Source organism: Terriglobus albidus (genome assembly GCF_008000815.1).
Classification (GTDB): Bacteria; Acidobacteriota; Terriglobia; order Terriglobales; family Acidobacteriaceae; genus Terriglobus; species Terriglobus albidus_A.
In genome coordinates this window covers 559,324-580,150 of sequence record NZ_CP042806.1, presented here as the reverse complement: position 1 = coordinate 580,150, position 20,827 = coordinate 559,324, and the positions used below count along the sequence as shown (strand labels likewise).

Here is a 20,827-nt window from a genome sequence, read left to right as displayed (position 1 = left end):
GCCGCTCTAGCGACGGCCCTGAATGGTTGCCGGCTGGCGACGGCGCGCACGCTTGGCGGCCAGCTCTTTCATCTCGCGGCCAAGGCTGGTGCGGTTCATCACCTGCTGCTGAATGATTCCGATGAGGTTACCGATTGACCAGTAGAGGGCCAGGCCGGAGGCATAGTTCCAGGTAATGTAGCCGGAGAAGGCCGGCATCATGAAGGCCATCATCTTCTGTTGTGCAGGATCCATGCCGGGTGAGGGCGTATAGAACTGCATCAGGAACTGCGAGACGATCATGATGATGGGCAGGATGTGATACGGATCGGCTGCAGTGAGGTCGTGCAGCCAGTACCAGTGCGCTCCGCGAAGCTCAACGACCTTGGGAAGCATACCCAGGAAGGCAAAGAGCAAGGGAAGCTGGATCAGTGTAGGCAGGCAGCCGCCGAAGACATTCACGCCCTCGCGCTTCTGCAGCTCCATGATCTCCGCATTCATCTCTCCACGCTTAGGATCAGTGACCTTGTACTTGGCGTACCTGGCCTTGATGGCGTCCATCTGCGGCTGGATGCGCTGCATCTTCAGCGCCGACTGCATGGTCTTGTAGCGCAGCGGCAGAAGAATCAGGTTGATGATCACCGTGAGAACAATGATCGACCAGCCCCAGTTGGGAACGTACTTATGCACGGCCTGCAGGGCGAGGAAGAGATACTTACCGATCACCCCGAAGAAGCCGAAGTCCAGCAGCGGCTCAAGCGTCGTCTTACCGTCGGCAGCCTTGACGTTCTTCAGCACACTGACGGCCTTCGGTCCGGCGAAGAGACGCACGGATGAGAAACCACTGATGTCGCCTGCTGCGACGCCAAGAGCCGGGATCGATATCAGGTTTTTCCCGTCGCCGTCCTTGGAGACATCGATCGGGTGGCTCAGCGTAACGATGGTGGCGGTTGCGGGATTCTCGGGAAGGAAGATCGCGGCGAAGTATGGATCGCTGATTCCAGCCCAGTCGAACGGACCGTTCAGCGTGTTTCCTCCGCTCACCTTCTTGGCAGCCAAGTGGGTCTCGCTGCCGTTCTGCGAGGTATCCACCTGATCATAAGTGTGGTGCGAGGTGTTTTCCTGATCGCCAAGGGCGCCCGGCCAGGTAAGCAAAGCGCGGACCGGAGCTCCGTTCTGCTTCACTTCAATGCGTGAACCGAGAACGTAGCTGTTATCGAAGGTGAAGGTCTTCTTCACTTCCAGACCGCCGGTAGCGTAGGTAAACGTCAGCGTCGCCGGAGCAGTGAGATTGCCGGTGGCAGAAGCGACGTAGAGACCGCTGTTCACCTTCGCCATCGCGCTGGTGTCATACGAGTAGAGTGAGAGCGGATAACCGTACTTCGCGGCTACGGTCTTGTGGACCAGATCCAGAGGCGCTCCATGGGAGTCCTTGTAGTCCTTGAGGATCCAGTGGGTGACCTGGGCTCCACGATTGGTGAAGGTGATGCGGTAGACGGCGTTCTCGATCGTCGTCGTCTGCTCACCTTCAGCGGCAACCGATGCGGCGGTGGGGTTCGCTACGGCCGTAGTAGTCGCCTGCTGCAAGGCCTCCTGGTGCTGCTGGGCCTGTTGCTGCTGCGCGGGGGTGGCCGGCGTAGGCTGCTTCTTTGGGCCGAAGTAGCGAAGGCCAAAGAACACACCGAGAAAGACCACCATCATCACCAGCATTGTGGTGGAACTGCCAGCGTTTGCCTGCTGATTGGGATTCTTGATTTCTGCCAAGGAGACTTCGACTCTCTTCCTGAGTAGATCCTGCGAGCGGGCGCGTGATTTTAGGCGCAAAATCGCTCATTTCCATTGTATTGGGGAAGGGAATTGTTTGCTTGCAAACGGTGCCTGAATACACACTACGAAACGCACCATTCATGAGGCAGCAACTGCTTTTACCTGGGATGCTTTGTCTCGGGAACCGGGTCCAGGCCGCCTTTACTGAAGGGATTGCAGCGGAGAATCCGCCAGAGGGCGAGGGCAGTGCCTTTGAAGACACCATGGCGATAAAGGGCGACCTCCGCGTACTCAGAGCAGGTCGGCTGATATTTGCAGTTTCCGAGGCCGAAGCTGTGCAGCAGAGGAGAGAGCGTCCAGCGGTAGACGGTGAACAGACCGCGGAGCAGCCAGCTCATGACCGGGCCCTGGAGGCTGAACGCTGAACGGCACGGAAGACGTCGGCGACATCGGCCTTCAGCTTCTCGAACTCCACCTCGAGTACGCTGCGCCGGGGATGCAGGATGACGTCAACCGGCGAGGTGAGCAGGGCAGCATTGGCTCGTATGGCGGCACGGAGCCGGCGTTTGATGCGGTTGCGGTCGTGAGCCTTGCCCATCACTTTGCCGACGGTGAGTCCGACGCGCGGACCTGTACCCTCATCCTCGCGGGGGGCGAAGAAGTAGGCCATTTGCCGCGCGTGTTGCTTGCGGCTGCGGCCATACACGCTCTGAAAGTCGGCGTGTTTGCGGAGACGGAGATCGGCGTACATTAGAGCAATTCTCCTAATACTGTAGCTCTGGATAAATCTGCGAATGCCGTTTTCTTTGAAGGAAAACGGCGCAAGCACCCAGGACTCCACTCAACACCATTAGAAGAATTGCTTTAGGCGTTCGGTTCCTCAGAGAGGACGGAGCTGTTCTTCCAGGCTGCGGGCCAGATCGGTCTTCTCGTCACCGGCGTGTTCGGTGGTGACGGTCTCGATGAGTACGATCCAGGTCTCTTCTTCGGCGGCGGTGTTATGGCGAAGGCCACGAGGAACCACGAAGAACTCGCCGGGACCGACGGAGACGGGTCCGCCGTCGGCAGCTTCGCGGCCGATGCGCAGACGTCCGCGGAGGACGAGAAACATCTCGTCCTCGCGTTCATGCGTGTGCCAGGGAAACTCCCCCTGGACTTTCGCTACCTTGACGTATTGATCATTAACCCGGCCTACGACACGCGGCGACCAAAGTTCGGCCAGCTTCGCGCATGCTTGCTCCAGCGATATGGGGCCGGGCTGCATGGGGAGAACGGGGTAAAACTAGTCGCGGAAACCGGCGCTGACGGCGATCTTATGACGGCCCTTGGCGCGGCGGCGGCTCAGAACGGCGCGTCCGGCCTTGCTGGCCATACGGCTCAAGAAGCCATGAACCTTCGAGCGGCGGCGGCGGTTGGGTTGAAAGGTACGCTTGGGCATGGGATAGCCTCTCCTACATCAAATCCTTGAAGTTGCAACAGCTCTTTATTCTACCCTGATTTCCACTTTCGGCCAAGCTAAGTCTGCCTTCGGACTCAGATTCGTTCACACTTTTTGAGCGCCGGGGAGAAGTTTCACAATGCATGGTGCAACTGAAAATTAATTGGTGAATGCCGCTTGAATTAGGCCCGGTTCAACATGCTACTATCGGCACTGTTCGATAGAGACACGACAGTTCATCGGCTGTCTTTTTCACCACGCAGGACCCTCAAGGAAACAACCTCTCGCGCCGCGCAGCGCAGAGCTTCCAGCAAACGCTCTTCCCCCTCACCCGCATGAGATTTCCTCAAGCAGGCAAGGGTGACCGTTTGCTGTTTCTCGCTTCTTCCTGGGATCCCGTTGTGTCAGACAGCCGTTCGGACCGAATAGGAAAGACATGTCCTTTGCACCGACTGCTACCGTTGTTTTGAATCACTGGGTCCGTATCCTTGAAGCGTTGCAGAAGAAAGTGAACCGGCAGTCCTATGACACCTGGTTCAAGCCCACGCGCTTCTCGCATATCAACGGCAAGACCTTGTACGTCCGTATCCCCTCGACCGAGTTTCAGCATGTGGGGGATCGTTACGAAAATCTGATCATGGAGGCAATCGACAACCTCGGCCTCGAGGTTGAGAAGGTGCTCTTTGTGACACCGCAGGAAGACCCCTCGCTCCCCAAGGTGCGCGAGGACGGCGGATTTGCGCCACAGCCTGACCGCTCGCTGACCAACGCCCGCAACAACAATGCCCGGCAGAGTACCAACCTTCCGGAGCAGTCGCGCTTTGACTGGAACACAGCAGCGCAACTGAACCCGCGTTACGTCTTCGACGGTTTCGTCATCGGCAGCGGCAACCAGTTCGCTCATGCAGCCGCGCTTGCAGTCGCCGAGCGTCCTTCGAAGGCGTACAACCCGCTCTTCCTGTACGGCGGCGTGGGTATGGGCAAAACCCACCTGATGCAGGCCATTGGCCACGAGGTGAAGCGCCGCAATCCGCATGCGGCCATCAGCTACGTCTCGGGTGAGAAGTTCACCAACGAGATGATCAACTCGGTGCGCTACGACAAGATGACCAGCTTCCGCGACAAGTATCGCAACGTCGATGTGCTGCTGATCGACGATATCCAGTTCCTGGCCGGCAAGGAGCGTACGCAGGAGGAGTTCTTCCATACCTTCAATGCGCTGCATGAGTCGATGAAGCAGATCGTCATCGCGTCGGACCGTCCGCCCAAAGAGCTGGCTGACTTTGAAGACCGTCTGCGTTCGCGCTTTGAGTGGGGGTTGATTGCCGACATTCAGCCGCCCGATCTCGAAACCAAGGTTGCCATTCTGCAGAAGAAGGCAGAGAGCGAACACACGCCTCTGCCGACCGATGTGGCGCTGTTCATTGCGTCGAATGTGCGCACCAATGTGCGTGAGCTGGAAGGTGCGCTCGTACGCCTGATCGCATGGTGCTCATTGCATGGCGTGGAGATCACTCTACCGACAGCACAGCAATGCTTGAAGCAGTTCATCGATACGCAGGTACGGAAGATTACGATCGAGGCGATTCAGCGCGCGGTAGCCGAGCAGTTCGGCATGCGTGTGGCAGAGCTGAAGCAGAAGAACAACTCCCGCCAGATCGTGGTTCCGCGCCAGATTGCGATGTACCTGGCCAAGCAGATGACTGAGGCTTCGCTGCCTGAGATCGGCCGCCAGTTCGGCGGCAAACATCACACGACGGTGATGCACTCGATTGCCAAGATCGACGAACAGCGCAGGACGGATAAGGATCTGAACCGCACCATCAACAAGCTGATGGAGACGCTGAACTGAGCGCGTTCCATACGAGAGAAGGGCCACCGGATGGTGGCCTTTTTTTTGTTTGACCGTTCATCCGGGAACATCTGACCGAGTCACGACGTAGCTTCTGCTGTATGCGAAGGAACGTCATATTCACCGGCGTCTTTCTATTGCTCATAGCGGTGGCATTTATCGCATATATGGCCTTTGAAGAGTCGGTTCGGCGTCAGAGAGAAGAGCGTGTTGTAGCGTCGCATATGACATCGTTGCGATCGGTGTTACACACAGGTATGTCCCGTGAGGAGATCGAGGAGACCTTGCGTCAGCATTCCCTGTCCATTACATCGGAGAATCTCGATGGCACTGAGTCTTATGTGCTTCTGGAACGCTTTCCTTCTGGTGTCTTGTACTGTAGCTACCTGGATGTCTCAGCACGTCTACAGTTTGTTGTAACTAGCCATTCCGCCTCAGCCCAGGACAAACTGATTGCTTTTACGGAGCATCGTCAACTGAAGGATTGCCTGTAGTGTCAGTAATGATCCGCACGTTTGCCTTGTAGAGGCGGTAGTTGGAGTAGCGGTGGATCTCTCCGCCGTTGCGGGAGTTCATGGTCCACAGGAGCTCCACGCGGCGGGGTAGCCACAGCTTCTCGTCCAGGCCGGGCAGATGGACCTCTGTGTACTCAACCGTAGAGGTAAGGCGGGTTGTGTTGATCTGCGGGAGAGGCGTTAGAAGGTCAGTGCGGATGCGGAGAATCCGTGATGTCTGTTCGTCGACCCAGACAAGGCCCTGTTGCAGCATCGGCACGTCGCCGTCCATACCGCGGATCACACCGGGAACCTTCACGCGTTCTGGTACCTGCGTAAACGCTACGACGGCGGTCTGCCGGCCGTGAACCTTCTGTGTGCCGAGATACCGGAATCGCTGTTCTTCGACCACACCGGGAACAAACAACATCCAAAGACCGCTGAAACCGGTGGCCTGGGGCGGCATGATGGGATCTTTGGAGGTACCAAGCTCCTTGCGCGATTCTTCGAAGATCTGGATGTTGCCGGAGGGCCTTCTCCGGATGACGAACTCATAGCGCCGCTCGGCTCTAAGCACCATCTCAGGTGAAGCTACGGACACCACAGGCCCTCGCCCGCGGCCGCCGCCGCCGCCGCCGCCCTGAACCTGGATACGTTCTTCCTCAAGAGCGATATCTTCGTGAGCCGCCAGATTGGGGATGCGCGGCATTTGCGCAGAGACGGTCTCGCTGACGTGTTGCAGCAGTGCATCGAGTTGGGTCTGGTCTTCATCGATCTTCAAACCGTCAAGATCGTCGATCTGGTGCTGCAGCTTTTTGACCGGAAGATCGAGGTACGGTTTCGCTGGTCCATAAATGGCGATCGCCTGCCGCGCCTGGTCGCTGATCTGCTGGACTGCCTCACCGGCTTGCTCCGCCAGGGCAGCAGGCAACACGGCAAACAGGCCGACAGCCAGAACTCGGAAAGGGAATCGCATGGATTAACAGGTGACGTCCCGCTTGTCAATTAAGCTTCAGTTTCCTCATTAAGGAAAAACCTGTGGAAACCGAGGATAATACGCTTTTTCCTACGCGCTTGTGGAACACAGGCCATTAACGAATCCCAGCAATCACGCGGGCCGGACCGCGATTTCCGTTAAACGCATCTGGTCTTTCGCACTGTGGATCGTCTGGTGGTGTGGAGAACGGGGATTTAATGGTCGTCACCATGGCACTAAGGGGTTAAACGTCCGCAACTTTCGTTTTACGCGGACACGTTTTCTAAATCAGGACACGGGCCGAAGTAACTGGAACGAAGCGACTTCAGCCCGTTATCCACTTTTCCGCGACAAACGGTTAAGACTACGGAATAACTCTTATCTTTCAACTAAGGTTCTTAAAGGCATCCTTACCTCGAAGCTGCAGTGGAAGAAAAGCAGATCCTTCGCTGTGCTCAGGATGACAAAACTCACCCTAGCGACTGGCGACTGGAGAGCTTCTGGTTCCCACCTTCATCACAGCCCGGTCGACGACTACGTAGAGCAACTGGTCTGGATCTTTTCTGGCTTCCTTCTTGATCCAGTCACCCGCTTTCTGACCTGCGGTTTCGTTCTCAGGTAGAGAGAGTCCGCGCTTCTGTGCGCTCAACTCCGCGAGTTGTTTGACCATGTCGAAGAAGCGGTCCTCGTTGCGTCCGCTCTGCACCCAGGCCTCGTGCACGCTCAAGGGGAGGAGCTGTTCGTTGGTCAATCCGGTGGTGTATTCACCGGGATGGCTCATATTCTGGTTTTGAGAGGTCACGGACGGTTTTGGCTCCTGACCATTCATCCGTTGCGTTCCGCTGACTCCCTGGGCCATTGCAGCCACAGGAATCGCCATCAAGACTGCTGCCAACACCATCGTCGTCTTCATTGTGTGTCTCCTTACCGGTAGCCGTTGCGGTAATCGCGATAGTCGCGTGAACGATCGTTGCGGCGTTTGTCCTGGGCAGCTTTGCCTGCGAGGGCGCCGACACCCGCGCCGGCGGCTCCGCCGATGAGCGCCCCTTTCATACCGCCGCCGAAGATTGCGCCGAGAGCAGCGCCTCCGGCGCCCCCGATCAGGGCACCCTTTCCTGGCCCGATGCCGTGATCTTTGCGCTGCTCATAGTAGCGGCGGTCATAGCGGTCGTCGTAGCCGTTGTTGGAGTAGCTGCGGCGTACTCCGTTGTAGAAGCGGCCGTGGCGGTCGTACTGCTGGGAGAAGGCCGGTGCGGCCACAGGGGCCAGCATCGCCGAGCAAAGTACTAGGGCGTGTCATCCAACTCGTGCCAGTCAGCGCCGGGAGCAGATTTTTACGAGATCGAGGAGTGAGGAGAGAACTGTAGCTGGTCTACTGGAGCGAGGAGTGACGAAGAGATCGGGAAAATCTGCCCCGGCCCTCCGGGTTGCGGCGCAAATTCGCCCATCCTTCGTTGTCGGCCTCGACTGTGGACCCGCCACAGCCTTCGGCCTCCGCCTCGTCTGAACAAATTTGCGCTCGCAACGCTGACGGCAGGAGTTGGATGACACGCCCTAGGGTTGCGAGTCTGCGCATCGCTTTATCTCCTTTTGAACCAGGAGGACGCCGGCAGATCCGGTCTTCTCCGGTTCAGTGAGCGTGAGATGCCACGCCAGGGGAAAATGCTGTCTAATCAGGGGGTGCCTGAGCTTCCTGAAGTCGAAACTGTTGCCAATGGGCTACATGAGCGTGTCTCTGGAGACACGGTGATCAGCGTGTGGCTGGGAGAGAAGCCGGAGCCGCTGAAGTCGCCGGCGGAAGAGATTGCGGAGACTCTGAAGGGAAAGAAGATCGAGCAGGTTCACCGGATCGGTAAGACGGTGGTCTTCGAGCTCGTCGGAGGAACGCAGTTCCTGGTGCATCTGGGAATGACCGGCAGGCTGCTGGTGAATGGCGGCGATGTTCCATTACCGCCGCACACGCATGGCGTCCTGCACCTGAAATCGGGCCGTGAGGTTCGCTTCATCGATCCGCGGCGGTTTGGCCGCATGAGTGTGACGCGCGGCTACACCGGGCCAGGGAAAGAGCCATTGAAAATCGACGTGGACGAGTTTGTAGGGCTCTTCAAAGGCCGCAAGACGCCGATCAAAAGTGCATTGCTGAATCAGAAGCTGCTGCATGGCGTGGGGAATATCTATGCCGACGAAAGCCTGCACCGCGCCGGCATTCGGCCGACTCGTCAGGCAGGGCGGCTGACACGGATAGAGCTGGAACGGCTGCACAAGGCGGTAAAGGCAGTACTGCAGCATGCCATCAAGCTTGGTGGATCTTCCGTGTCGGACTACGTGGACGCAGACGGGATGCGGGGATTCTTCCAGCTGGAGCACCGGGTGTATCTTCGTACCGGCGAACCCTGCCGGACGTGCAAGACGCCGATCAAGCGTCTGCTGGTAGCGGGACGAGGAACGCACTATTGCCCGATGTGTCAGAGATAGTTCAATCCGAGGCTAGTTCTATGGAAAACCGTAGAACCAGCGTCTATGAGATTCCAAAGAAAATAGAACCGGTTCCTGGTCACCCATCTAAGTAGTTGAATTAATAAGGAATACAAGTTTGGCATGGGTCGTGCTTATAGGAAGGGTGGTTCGCAGATGCGCGAGACGCACGCACCGAACGAGCCGGAGAGATATCACAGCCCAAAGAGGCCTTGTGAACCCCGGATCGGTTCTGGTTCCTGGTTAGGGACCACTTTATGGGAGGCCAGTGATGGCCATTACGAAAGGCTACCGGGGCGGTAGCCTTTCGTTGTTAAGGGGAGTGACTTGCCAAGCATCTGGCCCTCGGGTAGTATGGTGTTGCCTATCGGAAGGCTGAGAAGGCTGAGGCCGTGATCGACTCTTTCACTCTCAGGGAGCGATTAGAACGGCCCGCCGGGTTTCCAAATTCTTACAGGCAGATGGACAAAGGGCTTCACCGAGCACTGGTGTGCCAAAGGGTTGTGGGGAAGCGCCTGCACGAACTGCCGGCGGAACGCAGCCAGAGATAAGACGAGACGAAGTTCCTTTCGAGTAGAACTTGAGACTGTTTTCTCCGAGAAAGATATTCCGGTTTTAGAAGCCAAGGTTGCGCTGGACGCGGCCGCGATGTGGCTGCGCCTGAGGGCAGCCGAAGGGCTTTTCAATCCGAAGAAATGTAAGTGAACCAGGAAGTGGAAGCATGAATTCAGAGCAGAACCTGCCCGAGGCAACAGCGCCTCAGGGCCCTCCACCTGTAAGTTCCGAAAACGGACAAGCCACTGCCCCGGGTCAGGGCACATCGCGTAGCAGCCGTCGCCGCCGCCGCCGCCGTAAGAACAAGCCAACCGATGCGGTGGCGTCGCCTGAGGGTCAGATCGTGATCCAGAGCGGGGAAGACAGCGACTTTGTGCCCCAGCCCAAGCCGCAGCAGGCTGGCACCCAGCCACAGCAGGGACAACAGAACAGTGCCAGCGCCAAGCGCTGGAAGAAGAAGCAACGTCGCCGCGAACGCCAGCGTACGGACGGTGGCGGCTACAGCCCCGGCAACCAGATCGAGCCCGGAAACAGCGTTAACGGTGGCGGATTCGGCCGCCGTAAACAGAAGCAGAAGGGGCCGCGGAGCTTTGTGGGACCGATGGACCACAGCTATCGCGAGGCGAATGGCAACTACGCCGAAGCTCCGCCATCGACGATGGAGCTGAACGGCAACGTGCGCGGCGGAGGACATGGCAAGCAGCGCCGTAACTATGACTTCGAAGGTGGCAATGTCGACCGCCTGCCGCCTGAGCTGCGAGCGCCGATCAGTAACGCTGTGGTCCGCGAAGATGCTCCTACGCATATCTACTTCTTCGTCGAAGATCTGTTCCTGACGGCGAAGATCAACGAAGCCGCGCGCAAGCTGGGCGTGAAGGTCTGCTTCATCAAGAACGACCCCGAGCATTTGGCGCAGTTATTCTCCGGCGAGGAGCGCACCAAGCCATCGTTGATCGTCTTCGACCTGAACAACGCGGGTGTGAAGCCGCTGACCCTTGTGCCGAAGATTCGCACCAAGCTCAAGCGTACGGTCTCGATCCTTGGCTTCCTCTCGGTGCTGCAGGGTGACCTGAAGGCCAAAGCTACTGAGGCCGGATGCGACACGGTCATGCCGAAGGCAGCGTTCAGCCAGAATCTGCCGAACCTGCTGCGCCGCTATGGTTCAGAGGACGAGGAAGAACCAAATTTCAATCAGTAGAGCACCCCTCTTCCGGGATGCCCTGTAATAGGGAAATGCTCTAAGGTCCAGGTGGTGGACATGCTGAGAAGGGGACGGCGCGATGCCGTCCCCTTTTTCTTTCCCACGAGCAACGGACGATGGTTTCTTTGTCGCGCCGAAACAATAAAAAGATTGGCAGTCAGGACGTGTGAATGAGAGTATGTCGCAAGCCTTCCCCCGGTCTGTCTTACGTTGCTGCCGTGTCTGTCGCACCTCCGTTGTGGAGACGATTGCGGGAAGAGTGTCTTTCACGGCAGAGGGGCGGGGGACCGGACAAGGATGGACATGCGGACGCTGCTGCTGGAGCGAGTTTGCCTGCTGAGCTTCTGCACGCTGCTGGTTCTGGTTAATCTGCGTCAGCATCGCGCCATGCGCGGCCTTCTGGCATTCGCGGCGAGCAATGTTGGGTATCTGATCGGCGGCATCCTGATTGCAAGCCGCGAGCATCTGCCGGTATGGGCGGCAGTGGTACTGGCGAACTTCCTGTACAGCATGGGATATGTGCTTCTGCATCGCTGTCTGGCTTCGTTCTTTGGGGAACGGCGGTGGTACTGGCGAGGGCAGTGCTGCATGGCGGCGCTCTCGCTGCTGTTGTGCCTGACGTTTACCTATGGATATCCGAATATACGGCTACGCCTGGCGGGCATCGGCCTGGCGACAGGATTCCAGTTTGTCTTTGCCGGTCTGGTAGCTGCGCATGGCTGGTATACACGCATGCGCGCTCCAGCCATCACGATGAGCGCGGTACTGTTCTTCTCGGCGGCGCTGAACCTGCTGCGGATTCTGCTGACGCTGGTGTGGGGAACCACGCAAACGTACCTGAAGGCCGACGACATTCAGACGACAACCGTGATGTTAAACACGACGATCTTCGTGTCAATCGATCTGGCGTTTCTGTGGATGATGGCAACGTCGTTGCGCGATGAGCTGCATATGCAGGCGATGACGGATCCGCTGACAGGAGTGATGAATCGTCGTGCCTTTGAAGAGGCTTTGACGAATGCCGTGACACGCAGCCGGGAGACTGGCCAGCCATTGTCTGTGGTGATGATGGACCTCGACGATTTCAAGGGAATCAACGATACCCTGGGGCATCGTGCCGGCGACAAGGCGTTGAAGGCCGCGACGCAATGTCTGCGCGAGGGACTGAGAGAGGCAGACGCCATCGCGCGGATGGGTGGCGATGAGTTCGTAATTCTGCTGCCGAACTGTCCGCGCAACGGAGCACATGAGATTGCGGAGCGGCTGCGCGCGGCGATCGAAACCAGGAGTATTCCGTTTGCCGAAGAGGCAATCACGCTGAAAGCAAGCTTCGGCGTCGCTACGCTGAGTGAGCCGACGATGGAGGGGGACACGCTCCTGATCGAGTGTGACCGGGCGCTGTATACCGCGAAGCGCGTCGGCGGGAACTTTGTGTATGTGACCGGATGAGCGCTCCACGAGCGAAGATTGATGGCACGATCACGACGACGCTCTAGTTATCGCGGAGAGTTTCAAGTGGATTGGCGTAGGCCGCGCGAATTGCCGGCAACAGGCATGCCATCGCCGACGCTGCCAATAGAAGAGAAGTGACAGGAGTGAGGATCCACGGCGAATGGTTATTGGCCGGCATCCAATGCGCCAGCAGTTTGCGGAGTGCGAGGTTCAGGGTCAGTCCAGCGGCGATTCCACACGTAATGGTTGTGAGAGTGGTACGCGAGACCGTCCACACGATATGACTTCTACGAGCGCCCAGGGCCATGCGGATTCCGAGTTCGTTTTTACGCCGCCCTGCCGCAAACAGAATGGTACTCATGATGCCGAACAGGGACAGCAACAGCGCCAGGCCTCCGAAGACACTGAAGAGCACTGAAAACATGTGCTGCTGTATCCACACGGTCTGGTGCTGCAGAGCATCATCCAGAGTTTCAACCCGATTGCCGCGGATACGTTGATCGGGATTAACGGCGTGCAGTGCGCTGCGCAACTGACGTATGAATCCCTGCGGGTCGGTTTCTGCACGGAAGAAGAAGCAGGTGCCGTCCCACATGAAGGTACTGTAAGGAACATAGATCGTCGGGAATACCGGCCGCTCCAGGCCATCGTTACGTGCATCCCCCACCACACCGACAATTTGTCGCCAGTCTCCGCTGTGGGGGGAGGTGATGTTCGCCGGTCTACCGTCGTTTTTCAGGCCATCGGAGCGGACCTGCTGCCCAATCGGATCGTATTCGGAAAGGTAGCGCTGTACGAAGGTCTCATTGACGACAGCGACAAAATCTCCATTCCGATTTTCGTCCCGGTTCCAGATGCGTCCTCGCAAGAGAGGAATCCTGAGTGTCGCGAAGTACTCCGGGCTTACCAGGTGTACGAGGGTGTGCTGCGGCAGCTTTGACTCCTGCCCCAATAGTTCAAATGTGAGTGGTCTTCCAATACGATCGAACGGTTGTGAGGGCGGAATCGCCCCCGATCCCGTAGCTGCAAAGGAGACTCCTGGCACTGTCGCGACGGCATCGCGAAGCTGATCCACGTAGTTGGCATAGGCTTGCTGGTTCTTGTTAGGATCGCGCTTCAGTGGAACTGAGATAAACCCGACGTTATGCGGATCATATCCTAGCGTCATTGACCGGATGTGCATGAACCCCGTAACCGCGGCCCCCGCAACTCCCAAGAGGATGAATGTCAGTGCGATCTGAACAGCGATGAAGGCATTCAGCGATCTGAATCCCGTATCGCTGGATGTCCGCCCACGAGCCTGCATCATCTGCGAGACATCTGGGCGCGAGAAGCGCAATGCCGGCGCAAGTCCGAATAACACTCCGGTCAGTAACGCTAAAACGATCGAGAAGCCAAGTACCAGCCAGTTGATCGAGATCGAAGCTTCCTGCGGGAACATGTTCGGCATCAGCTTGAGAGGTAGCTCGGCGAGCCAGAACGAGAGGGCAGTTCCCAGCGCCGCACCCGCAATGGAGATCGTAAGAGACTCGACCAGCAACTGACGCATCAGGCGAAACCTGTCGGCGCCGATAGCTGAGCGGATCGACAGTTCATGCAGCCGCGCTTCACCGCGCGATAGCAGAAGCACCGAGCAGTTCGCACAACCAATCAGAAGCAGACACACGACCGACGCGAAGAGCAGGGCTAGTGTATGGCCGGTCCGATGAATATACGGGGCTGCAATCGGTTGCACATCAACGCGAAAGTCATCGGGAAAGTGCGTAGGCGTCTGCCGCTTGAATGCATTCACATATCCCTGAAATTCTGCATCTGCCATTTCAGGCGTTACGCCAGACCTCAGCTTGATCCATGGAAACAGAGCCTGGCTACGTGCAGCCGTCCACGGGATGTAGGCGTCGACATTCCCAACCGTTTCCGTGAAGGTAAACCGTGCCGGCATTACACCAATGATGGTCAGGTTCTGGTGGTCGAGTTCCAGTGTGCGTCCAATGACGTTTCTGTCACCGCCAAAGCGTCGTTGCCAGTATTTGTAGCTGAGCACGATCACGTTCTGCCCGGCATCTGACATCTGCAGTCCCCGGCCCAGCAGTGCGCGGACGCCAAGGAAGGAGTTCATGTTCGGAGTTACGAAGGCAACTCCGACGTCCTCGGGAAACGCGCCACCTGTCTCCGGTTGAGCGGCCAGCATGAACCCGAGCACGCTCTCGATCGACTTTGCTTTTACAAAGGATTCGTACTGCGCGGGTTCAAGCGCAAACCACGTTGGTACCTGCGGCTGCTTCCTGTCGAGGAGCGAAGGATTGACAATCCGATCAGCGTCCGCGTAGGGAAATGGGTTCAGCACGGTGGAGTAAATCACGTTGAACATCGCGGAGGTAGCGCCGATGCCGAATGCGAGCGATGCTACCGCTGCAATGGATATCAGGGGATTGCGATAGAGCGAGCGGAAGCTGTAGCGGATATCGGCGCCCAATTCGTATAACGGTCGAAGACCAATGGCTGTGCGATATTTTTCCTTCTGCACATCCACGAAGCCGAACTCGATCTTTGCCTGCCGCGTGGCCTCCTTCGGCGTGAGGCCGGACGCAATGAGCTGCTGTGCCCGCATATCGATGTGGAACTGAAGCTCCTCTTCGACATCGTGGTTTGTCCTCGCTCGATGGATGAGAGCATGCCACCAGGATCGAATCGGAGAGAGCAGGCTCATAACGCCTCCGCGGTGGCGCCCAGAACGGAGTCGACGACATTCGTCATCTCCGCCCATTTCTCTGTCTCTTTCTTCAACTGTTTCTGTCCGGCGGCTGTGAGCTTGTAGAACTTTGCGCGGCGATTGTTCTCCGATTCGCCCCACTCTCCCTTGATCAGCCCCCTGTGTTCCAGGCGATAGAGCGCGACGTAGAAGGATCCCTGAGGAATTTCCAGGCGTCCCTGCGAGATCTGTTGAATCCGCAACAGGATTCCGTAGCCATGTAAGGCTCCCAGGGAAACAGACTTCAGGATCAGAATCTCGAGCGTGCCCTGCAGCAGGTCGACCTTGTCACCCATCGCCTTCTCCTATGCGAGATAGGAGAGTAAGAGCGGCGATTGCTTCTTGTCAAATACCTTGTCCGTTGTACCGACAACCTCCGCCTTGACTGAGACCTTTAGATCGGGCCTTCAGCCCTTTAACTTCTTGTGGGCATCAAGACCTGGGGCGTTGCCCAGGCTGGTATAGAACGCGCCTTCAGCGCTCGAAGACATAGCACTTTTTGTTTGTCATTCAGGAGGTAGCGGAGAAGTCTGCTTTTCGTTTTTCTTGCCCGGGTGCCCCACCCTTCGGGGTCCCAGCGAACTTGGTTCGTTGGGGTGAACGCTCGCAACGCTGTCGCGATGCGTCGCTCAGTGAGTATCATCCGTCAGCTCATTACTGTCGAGGATGGCAGCGTGGAAAGCGGGAAGAAGAACGCCGGCGATCTCGCCGCTGTTATTGATAGCTGCAGCAAAGGCAAATGTCACCTGGCTGTTGGAGGTTGACGGGTTGATCGGGACGACCTTTCCGTCATCAAACAGAAGGCCCGGCCCTACAATCTGGCCCCTATCGTTGATCGACGTCGCATCGGAAAAACCTGCTCCCCCGGGAAACGTCGTCAGGTCAACCATATGGCCGTCCTCATAAAGGAAGGCGTGCCAGGTTCCGTCCGCTACCGTTGACGAGCCAACAATCTGCCCACTGTTATTGATGCTGCGAGCAATACTGTTTCTCCCTCCGGCTAAGGCACCTAGATCCTGCATGACACCGTGCCGGTAGAGAAATGCATGCGTCGAACCATCCGACAATGTGGAGCCGCCGACGATCTCTCCCGCGTCATTGATCGCATAGGCGATGCTTGTATCGCCTCCCGGTAGCGTGCCAAGGTCCTTCATTACACCGTCTTCATAGAGAAAGGCATGTGTGCTTTGACCTACGACCTGGCCTCGGATATTGATTCCGTAGGCGATACTTGAGGACGCTTGTCCCAGCGTGCCCAGGTCATGCATGACGCCTTTCTCCCACAGAAACGCATGGAAGAACCGATCCAGGGGAAGACCGGGTGTGACATACAGTGCCCTGCCTACTACCTGGGCTCGATCATTGACGCCATAGGCATCGCTGAACGTGCCGGTAGGTAACGTCCCGAGGTCGATCATTCTGTTATCGCGGTCGAGGAAGGCATGATTGGACTCCTCATGGCCCGTTTGAATGAGTGAGCCGGTTACAAGTCCGCGCGTGCTGATGGCAAATGCCTGGCTACGGTCAAAGATAGGGGGCAGTGCGCCCAGATCCTTCACGATCGGAGGCTCGCCATAGCGGACTACGTTGTCAGACTGTGCAGCCGCCGGCAGACCGGAAGCGACGCAAATGAGGAAAAGTCTTAGCGCTAACCGCAGCGTATCTGGTTTGGAAAAGGGTGTATGGAGAGAGTGCATTTCTAACTCCTTATCTGGACGGCATAGAAGCCGTGTGCCGGAATTGAAATGGCTGGATGTATCGCGCAAGAAGACTAGGCGCAGGTAGTACCTGCGTCGGTGATGCGGGTCACACAGCCCTTTGCGTCCGCCGGCTCCCAAAGCAGACAGCAACCCTGCCGATTCAGAGCAGTGGTATCGTGGGCACGGGCGAAAACACATCATGATGACTCGGTGGATCTTTTCCGCGGCCGTGCTCGCGTCGGCGCTGGCAACGACGTGTTTGTGGGGCCAATCGTGTGAGCGGTTGCAGCAGTCGAGTTCTTCGTCAGTTTCCATCACGACTGCGAAGACGGTTGCGGCAGGAGCATTTACGACACCCGAAGGCAAGGGTGGCTTTTCCAGCCTTCCGGCGTTTTGCCGTGTGGCCGCCAGGCTGAAGCCCACGAGTGATTCGGATATCGGGATTGAGGTCTGGCTTCCGGTCAGTGGATGGAACGGCAAGTTTCTCGCTGTCGGCAGCGGCGGATGGGGCGGATCGATTGCCTATGATGCGATGGTGGAGGCACTGCGCCGCGGGTATGCAACCAGCGCCACCGACGACGGCCACACAGGCAGCAGCGGCAGCTTCCTGATGGGGCATCCAGAAAAATTTGTCGACTTTGCTTACCGTGCTGAGCACGAGATGACGGTAGAGGCGAAGGCCTTGATCAAGGCCTTCTATGGACGCGATGCCCGCTACTCCTACTGGAACGGATGCTCCGGCGGCGGACGGGAAGGTCTGTTGCAGGCAGCGCGTTTCCCCGATGAGTTTGATGGCATGATTGCCGGTGACCCGGCAAATGTCCGCCGCAATGCCTGGGCTCTGTGGCTTGCGAATCAGACCTTCAAAGATTCTGCCGATGCCATTCCAGCAAGCAAATATCCGATGATTCATCAGGCGGTGCTTAATGCCTGTGATGCGAAGGATGGCGTGAAAGACGGCCTGATCGAGAACCCTGAGGGCTGCGAGGTCGACTTCAGCAAGCTCGCGTGCAAAGGAGACGACAAGGCAGACTGCCTGACGGAGCGGCAGGTTCGCACTGCGCAGACGATCATCAGTCCGGCGACCGATGCCAAGGGACAGGTGTACTTCCCGCGCCTGGAGCCCGGGACGGAGCTTCGCTGGGCGCGTCTGGCCGGCGGACCTGATCCGGCCGATCTGTTTCTCGATCAGTTTCGTTACCTGGTTTATCAAAACCCGAACTGGGACTGGCGCACCTTCGATCTCGAGCGCGATGCGGCGAAGGCGAACGCAATGAACAAAGATGTCGATGAGCTGGATCCGAATCTAACGGCCTTCTCCAGGCACCATGGCAAGCTGCTTCTCTATCACGGATGGGCAGATCAGCAGGTGGCTCCGGGATCGACGGTTGAGTTCTACAAGTCTGTACTGCAGGCCACCGGCAGCTCCGTAGATGCGCCGGAGTGGATCAGGTTGTACATGATGCCGGGTATGGCGCATTGTTCCGGCGGAGAAGGACCTGACAGCTTCGATAAGATCGGTGTCCTCGAAGAGTGGGTGGAGCATGGCAAGGCCCCCGCGGAGATCGTGGCATCGCATCAGAGCCATGGCAGGGTCGACCGTACCCGCCCGCTTTGTCCTTATCCCCAGGTCGCGCAGTACAAGGGCAGCGGCAGTATCGATGACGCGAAGAACTTTTCGTGCGTCTCCCTGCATTGAGGAGGCAATCCCGGGCGCCCGGGGCGAAATTATTGTTGACATGTACTAGTTAAGTAGTACATTTGTTGCCATGAAGTCCCGGTCAGAGAAGCCGCGTCCGCCGTTCCGTTTTCGACTCGATGCGGTGAGCGGTGTTCCTGTCTACCGGCAGGTGATCGATCAGGTACGCGGCGCGCTGGCTACAGGCGCTTTGATTGCGGGAGATCAATTGCCCACCGTGCGTCAGCTTGCGGTGGATCTGGCGATCAATCCAAACACGGTCGTGCGGGCGTATCGAGAGCTTGAGTTGAGCGGGCTTATCGAGACGCAGCAGGGTTCGGGCACGTTCATTGGCGAAGGCCGGCTGCGCAACGCCGGTGCCGAACGCGAGCGCCAGTTGAATCAGATCGTAGAGGAAACCATTGCCCGTGCAGGCGCAGGTGGGTTTTCCCTCGATGAGCTTCTTGCAGCATTACGAGCAGCAAAGGAACGAGTTCGGAAGGAGAGATCATGACGGCCAGAACGAGCACCTATAGAGGAGCGAACCAAGTCGCTTTAATGGCTTTTGCAGTGTGTTGCGTCGTTGGAGTGATCGGAAGCAAAGTAACCGAGAACCCTATCCCGGCGGTGCTGGGAATTCTGGTGGGTTTTTACCTCCTTAACGCCATTAAGGTCGTAAAGCAATGGGAGAAGGTGGCGCTGCTGCGTTTCGGCCGCTACCGCCGTCTCCAGGGAGCAGGAATTTTCATCATCATTCCCATCGTCGATACGCTGACTCCGTTTGTAGATCAGAGGATTCGTCTTGCCAGTGTTACGGCCGAATCCACCCTGACCCGCGACACCGTACCCGTCAATGTGGACGCGATCGTCTTCTGGATGGTCTGGAACGCGGAGAAGGCGATTCTTGAGGTGGAGAACTACTTCGATGCGATCTCGTTGAGCGCACAGACAGCGCTTCGTGAATCGATCGGGCGCCATGAACTGGCGCAACTGGTGGCTGATCGCGAGACGCTAGGCCGCGAGCTGCAGAAGATTCTGGACGAGAAGACGACTCCGTGGGGAATTACTGTACAGTCGGTGGAAGTGCGCGATGTGCAGATTCCCGCCAGTCTGCAGGACGCGATGTCGAGGCAGGCACAAGCAGAACGAGAGCGTCAGGCACGCATCATTCTGGGTCTAGCTGAGACGGAGATCTCCGACAAATTCGTTCAGGCCGCTGCAGCGTACGAGGCAAAGCCTGTCGCCCTGCATCTGCGTGCGATGAATATGCTGTATGAAGCGATCAAGGAGCGCGGATCGATGGTGATCGTACCTTCCTCCGCAGTGGAGACCATGGGTTTGGGAGGCACGCTCGCAACCACGGCTTTGAACGCAACGAAGGGGCAGGAACCTGGGTGAGCCGGCGCTTCAGCCGGATCATCCATTCTGCGGATGACGCTGATCGCGATAGCGGACGGGCAGCACCAGATACAGGACCACTGCCGCCAGCAGGACAACGACGCCGGCAGCTGCAAGGACTGGCAGCAGACCCCAGGCATCCAGCAACCAGTTCCAGGCGTTTGAGGTAGTTGCCGCACCGCTGGTCCAGACTCCGCGGCTGTGCGACATCACGATGCCCGCAACGATCGTGAGAACGATGGCCAACGCAACAAGCTGTCCGGCGAGCAGCGGCCGCTCCATCTGTTGCACCACAGTGCTTCTGCGGCGGGCCTGAGCCTTCCACCACAGCAGGCTGGCGCTGCCCGGCTGTGCGACTGCGATGGCCGTCGCGCGCAGGCCTTGGAGATGCTTCGTGACCAGTACTTCTTCGGTGCATCGCGTGCAGGTCTGCACATGGGCCTGTAGCTCTGCGCAGGCCTGCGGCCAGTGTCCCTGCGAGAGCGCGTGGCGTACTTCTTCCAAACGAGTGCATCCGTTCAGATTCATAGTGTTCCCCTGCCGTTCTTCTCCAATGCCTGTGCCATCTGGCGGCGCGCGCGGAAGAGTAGCAGACGGATGCTTGTCACACCCAGCCCCGTAATCTCCGCGATCTCGCGGTGAGAGTAGTTTTCCGCGTGCGCCAGCCACAGCAGTTGGCGGTCGCGTGGGCGCAGTGTAGCCATGGCGGGCTCGAGCGAAAGCCGTGACTCCATCTGCGCGGAGGTATCCTGCGCTAACCATTCCATCGGTGCGTCTTCGATAGAGAGTGAGCGTGGACGCCGCCAGTGATCGCGCAACAGATTGCTCGCGATGCGGAAGAGGTATTTGCGTGAGGCGATCTCTCCTTCGGCAAGAGGCCTGACGCAGAGGAAGCGTACATAGCTCTCCTGCATCAGGTCGTCCGCCAGGGCGGCATCGCCTGAGGTGCGCGCCAGGTAGGCCCAAAGCTGTCGCGAAGAGCGCTCGTAGAAGGCTGCGAACTGATCGCTGTCCATAGCAGGATCTGCCGTCTGAGCCGCGGCACCACTCATGATTCCCGGAATGACGTTTTCCCAGTTCATCGTGAAGCTCCCTGCGGCCCAGCGCCCT

General features: G+C 58.0%; 20 protein-coding genes. 7 read left to right on the top strand and 13 right to left on the bottom strand.

Translation table 11 applies throughout. The annotated features are described in order from the left end of the window. Window positions 1-6 precede the first annotated feature (6 nt). From yidC to rpmH, 5 genes are all read right to left on the bottom strand, one after another. Window positions 7-1,743 (bottom strand): membrane protein insertase YidC, encoded by a 1,737-nt coding sequence (yidC, locus tag FTW19_RS02360; protein ID WP_147646144.1) that lies wholly within the window; start codon window positions 1,741-1,743, stop codon window positions 7-9. A gap of 161 nt (window positions 1,744-1,904) precedes the next feature. Further along, window positions 1,905-2,144, bottom strand: coding sequence for a membrane protein insertion efficiency factor YidD (gene yidD, locus FTW19_RS02355; protein WP_147646143.1), 240 nt, complete (start codon window positions 2,142-2,144; stop codon window positions 1,905-1,907). Continuing rightward, entirely contained in the window at window positions 2,141-2,497 is a 357-nt protein-coding gene (gene rnpA, locus FTW19_RS02350) for a ribonuclease P protein component (RefSeq protein ID WP_147646142.1), read from the bottom strand. The genes yidD and rnpA overlap by 4 nt, the downstream gene beginning before the upstream one ends. 129 nt (window positions 2,498-2,626) lie before the next feature. Then, window positions 2,627-3,010, bottom strand: a complete 384-nt coding sequence (locus FTW19_RS26235; protein ID WP_147646141.1) for a cupin domain-containing protein — start codon at window positions 3,008-3,010, stop codon at window positions 2,627-2,629. A gap of 18 nt (window positions 3,011-3,028) precedes the next feature. Next, window positions 3,029-3,184 (bottom strand): 50S ribosomal protein L34, encoded by a 156-nt coding sequence (gene rpmH / locus FTW19_RS02340; protein WP_147646140.1) that lies wholly within the window; start codon window positions 3,182-3,184, stop codon window positions 3,029-3,031. 436 nt (window positions 3,185-3,620) lie between these two features. On the opposite strand from rpmH, the gene dnaA reads away from it, so the two are divergent. Next, a complete protein-coding gene (gene dnaA, locus FTW19_RS02335; RefSeq protein WP_147646139.1) occupies window positions 3,621-5,036 on the top strand; it encodes a chromosomal replication initiator protein DnaA in 1,416 nt (471 codons plus the stop codon). Between the two features lie 459 nt (window positions 5,037-5,495). Here dnaA and FTW19_RS02330 read toward each other — a convergent pair whose 3' ends face one another. The 3 genes from FTW19_RS02330 to FTW19_RS02320 all read right to left on the bottom strand — a co-directional run bounded on the left by FTW19_RS02330 (window position 5,496) and on the right by FTW19_RS02320 (window position 7,778). Continuing rightward, window positions 5,496-6,506 (bottom strand): hypothetical protein, encoded by a 1,011-nt coding sequence (locus FTW19_RS02330; RefSeq protein ID WP_147646138.1) that lies wholly within the window; start codon window positions 6,504-6,506, stop codon window positions 5,496-5,498. A gap of 475 nt (window positions 6,507-6,981) precedes the next feature. Further along, on the bottom strand, window positions 6,982-7,419 hold the full coding sequence (locus FTW19_RS02325; protein WP_147646137.1) for an aminopeptidase: 438 nt from the start codon (window positions 7,417-7,419) through the stop codon (window positions 6,982-6,984). Between the two features lie 11 nt (window positions 7,420-7,430). Beyond that, a complete protein-coding gene (locus tag FTW19_RS02320) occupies window positions 7,431-7,778 on the bottom strand; it encodes a hypothetical protein (RefSeq protein WP_147646136.1) in 348 nt (115 codons plus the stop codon). Between the two features lie 408 nt (window positions 7,779-8,186). On the opposite strand from FTW19_RS02320, the gene mutM reads away from it, so the two are divergent. From mutM to FTW19_RS02305, 3 genes are all read left to right on the top strand, one after another. After that, window positions 8,187-8,981, top strand: coding sequence for a bifunctional DNA-formamidopyrimidine glycosylase/DNA-(apurinic or apyrimidinic site) lyase (gene mutM / locus FTW19_RS02315; protein ID WP_147650432.1), 795 nt, complete (start codon window positions 8,187-8,189; stop codon window positions 8,979-8,981). Between the two features lie 721 nt (window positions 8,982-9,702). After that, window positions 9,703-10,734 carry a response regulator gene (locus FTW19_RS02310; protein ID WP_147646135.1) on the top strand — a complete coding sequence of 344 codons (1,032 nt, stop codon included), beginning with the start codon at window positions 9,703-9,705 and terminating at the stop codon, window positions 10,732-10,734. 306 nt (window positions 10,735-11,040) lie between these two features. Further along, a complete protein-coding gene (locus tag FTW19_RS02305; RefSeq protein WP_187143215.1) occupies window positions 11,041-12,186 on the top strand; it encodes a GGDEF domain-containing protein in 1,146 nt (381 codons plus the stop codon). A gap of 43 nt (window positions 12,187-12,229) precedes the next feature. Here FTW19_RS02305 and FTW19_RS02300 read toward each other — a convergent pair whose 3' ends face one another. The 3 genes from FTW19_RS02300 to FTW19_RS02290 all read right to left on the bottom strand — a co-directional run bounded on the left by FTW19_RS02300 (window position 12,230) and on the right by FTW19_RS02290 (window position 16,638). Next, entirely contained in the window at window positions 12,230-14,899 is a 2,670-nt protein-coding gene (locus FTW19_RS02300) for an ABC transporter permease (RefSeq protein ID WP_187143214.1), read from the bottom strand. Continuing rightward, the gene (locus FTW19_RS02295; RefSeq protein ID WP_147646132.1) at window positions 14,896-15,237 is read right to left on the bottom strand and encodes a PadR family transcriptional regulator; all 342 of its coding nucleotides are present in this window, start codon (window positions 15,235-15,237) and stop codon (window positions 14,896-14,898) included. The genes FTW19_RS02300 and FTW19_RS02295 overlap by 4 nt, the downstream gene beginning before the upstream one ends. Before the next feature lie 333 nt (window positions 15,238-15,570). After that, window positions 15,571-16,638 carry an HAF repeat-containing protein gene (locus FTW19_RS02290; protein ID WP_147646131.1) on the bottom strand — a complete coding sequence of 356 codons (1,068 nt, stop codon included), beginning with the start codon at window positions 16,636-16,638 and terminating at the stop codon, window positions 15,571-15,573. Between the two features lie 202 nt (window positions 16,639-16,840). Here FTW19_RS02290 and FTW19_RS02285 point away from each other — a divergent pair, with 202 nt between their 5' ends. The 3 genes from FTW19_RS02285 to FTW19_RS02275 all read left to right on the top strand — a co-directional run bounded on the left by FTW19_RS02285 (window position 16,841) and on the right by FTW19_RS02275 (window position 19,717). Next, the gene (locus FTW19_RS02285; protein ID WP_147646130.1) at window positions 16,841-18,340 is read left to right on the top strand and encodes a tannase/feruloyl esterase family alpha/beta hydrolase; all 1,500 of its coding nucleotides are present in this window, start codon (window positions 16,841-16,843) and stop codon (window positions 18,338-18,340) included. Between the two features lie 70 nt (window positions 18,341-18,410). Further along, window positions 18,411-18,833, top strand: a complete 423-nt coding sequence (locus FTW19_RS02280; protein WP_147646129.1) for a GntR family transcriptional regulator — start codon at window positions 18,411-18,413, stop codon at window positions 18,831-18,833. Beyond that, on the top strand, window positions 18,830-19,717 hold the full coding sequence (locus tag FTW19_RS02275) for a slipin family protein (protein WP_246153536.1): 888 nt from the start codon (window positions 18,830-18,832) through the stop codon (window positions 19,715-19,717). Before FTW19_RS02280 ends, FTW19_RS02275 begins: the two co-directional genes overlap by 4 nt. 18 nt (window positions 19,718-19,735) lie before the next feature. Here FTW19_RS02275 and FTW19_RS02270 read toward each other — a convergent pair whose 3' ends face one another. After that, on the bottom strand, window positions 19,736-20,245 hold the full coding sequence (locus tag FTW19_RS02270) for a hypothetical protein (protein WP_147646128.1): 510 nt from the start codon (window positions 20,243-20,245) through the stop codon (window positions 19,736-19,738). Beyond that, on the bottom strand, window positions 20,242-20,799 hold the full coding sequence (locus FTW19_RS02265; RefSeq protein ID WP_147646127.1) for an RNA polymerase sigma factor: 558 nt from the start codon (window positions 20,797-20,799) through the stop codon (window positions 20,242-20,244). Before FTW19_RS02265 ends, FTW19_RS02270 begins: the two co-directional genes overlap by 4 nt. Between the last annotated feature and the right edge of the window lie 28 nt (window positions 20,800-20,827).